Annotated in this window: 1 protein-coding gene and 1 pseudogene; both read left to right on the top strand. The window is 69.1% G+C overall.

From position 1 onward, the window contains the following. Positions 1–1,886: DNA gyrase C-terminal beta-propeller domain-containing protein (locus AC2VNT_RS06075; RefSeq protein WP_486945995.1), on the top strand; the 1,886-nt coding region annotated here is incomplete at its 5' end. Between the two features lie 51 nt (positions 1,887–1,937). Next, positions 1,938–2,618 (top strand): annotated as a pseudogene (locus AC2VNT_RS06080) (DUF3566 domain-containing protein); the annotation flags it as partial.

The following is a 2,618-nucleotide window of genomic DNA, read 5'->3' on the forward strand; positions in this document are numbered from 1 at the left end:
TCGCCGAGGCGGTGTTCTGGTGCCTGCAGCACCACGACGCCGACGAGGAGGCCACCCTGGCCGCGGTGATGGAACGGGTCAAGGGCCCGGACTTCCCCACCGCCGGGCTGATCGTCGGATCGCAGGGCATCGCCGACGCCTACACCACCGGACGCGGGTCGATCCGGATGCGCGGGGTGCTGGAGATCGAGGAAGACGCCAAGGGCCGCAGCTCGCTGGTGATCACCGAGCTGCCCTACCAGGTCAACCACGACAACTTCATCACCTCGATCGCCGAGCAGGTGCGAGACGGCAAGCTGTCCGGGATCGCCAACATCGAAGACCAGAGCAGCCAGGGCAAGCTGCGGATCGTTATCGAACTCAAGCGCGACGCGGTCGCCAAGGTGGTGCTCAACAACCTCTACAAGCACACCCAACTGCAGACCAGCTTCGGCGCCAACATGCTGGCCATCGTCGACGGCGTGCCGCGCACCCTGCGGCTGGATCAGCTGATCCGCCACTACGTCAACCACCAACTCGACGTGATCGTCCGGCGCACCGTCTACCGGCTGCGCAAGGCCAACGAGCGGGCGCACATCCTGCGCGGGCTGGTCAAGGCGCTGGACGCGCTGGACGAGGTGATCGCGCTCATCCGGGCATCGGAGACCGTCGACGTCGCGCGGGCGGGCCTGATCGACCTGCTCGACATCGACGAGGTGCAGGCTCAGGCGATCCTGGACATGCAGCTGCGCCGGCTGGCCGCGCTGGAACGCCAGAAGATCATCGACGAACTGGGCCGGATCGAAGCCGAGATCGCCGACCTGGAAGACATCCTGGCCAAGCCGGAGCGGCAGCGCGCCATCGTCCGCGACGAGCTCGCCGAGATCGTGGAGAAGTTCGGCGACGACCGCCGGGCCCCGGTCGTCGCCGCCGAAGGCGAAGTAGCCGACGAGGGCCTGATCGCCCGCGAGGACGTCGTCGTCACCATCACCGAGACCGGGTACGCCAAGCGCACCAAGACCGACCTGTACCGCAGCCAGAAGCGCGGCGGCAAGGGGGTGCAGGGCGCCGGCCTCAAGCAGGACGACATCGTGGCGCACTTCTTCGTCTGCTCCACGCACGACTGGATCCTGTTCTTCACCAGCCACGGTCGGGTCTATCGGGCCAAGGCCTATGAGCTGCCGGAGGCTCAGCGCACCGCCCGCGGCCAGCACGTGGCCAACCTGCTGGCCTTCCAGCCCGGTGAGCGGATCGCCCAGGTGATCCAGATCAAGAGCTACGAGGACGCCCCGTATCTGGTGCTGGCCACCCGCAACGGCCTGGTCAAGAAGTCGAAGCTCACCGAGTTCGACTCGAACCGGTCCGGCGGGATCGTCGCGGTCAACCTGCGCGACGGTGACGAACTGGTCGGCGCGGTGCTCTGCTCGGCCGACGACGACCTGCTGCTGGTCTCGGCCAACGGCCAGTCGATCCGGTTCTCGGCCACCGACGAGGCGCTCCGCCCGATGGGCCGGGCCACCTCCGGCGTGCAGGGCATGCGGTTCAACACCGACGACCGGCTGCTGTCGCTGAACGTGGTCCGTGCCGACACCTACCTGCTGGTGGCCACCGCCGGCGGCTACGCCAAACGCACCGCGATCGACGAGTACACCGCGCAGGGGCGCGGCGGCAAGGGCATCCTGACCATTCAGTACGATTCCCGGCGGGGCCGCTTGGTCGGGGCGCTGATCGTCGACGACGGCACGGAGTTGTACGCGATCACCTCCGGCGGTGGAGTGATCCGCACCGCGGCCCGGCAGGTTCGCAAGGCTGGCCGGCAGACCAAGGGTGTCCGGTTGATGAACCTGGGCGAGGGCGACACACTGTTAGCGATTGCCCGGAACGCCGATGAAGGGGACGCCGAGTAGATCTCGGGCAGCCGACCCGAGGTCGGCTCCGGGCACGGGTAAGGAGCCGGAGTGACTGCACCGAACGATCCGCCGGCGTCGTCCGGCGATGTGGGCGGCGACGGCACGACCGATTTCGCCGCTCAGCGCCGTGCGGCTGGCGCAGCAGATCCGGTCCGGACGCGCACCACGGCCTCACGGCAAGGCGAACCGCGGCACGCGCCGGCGGCCGGTCACCACGCCGCCGCCGATGTCGACGAGCGGTTGCGCCGGTTTCCCGCCGTCGGTCGCTCGGCCGACCCGATCCGGGGCGCGGGGCCGCTCGGCGACGCCTACGGCAGCGAGCTGCCGGATCTCTCCGAGCCGCCACCGCGCCCGGTGCAGCGGACGCCGCGGGGACAGCCGGCCCGGTCCCGCGGGCCGGTCCGCGCCAGCATGCAGATTCGCCGGATCGATCCGTGGAGCACGCTGAAGGTGTCGCTGCTGCTGTCGGGTTCGCAGTTCTTCGTCTGGATGTTCGCCGTCGCGTTGCTGTAGCTGATCCTGGGCGCCAGGGGGGTGTGGAGCAAGCTGAGCACCAGTGTGCAGGATGTGGTGAACCCGGGCGGCGGCGTCGGCGAGCTGGTCTCCGCCGGCTCCATCTTCGGCGGCGCGGCGCTGGTGGGATTGGTCAACATCGTGCTGCTGACCGCGATGGCCACCGTCGGTGCGCTCATCTACAACCTCAGTACCGACCTGGTCGGAGGCATCGAG

This window comes from Mycobacterium sp. TH-M15 (assembly GCF_057473705.1).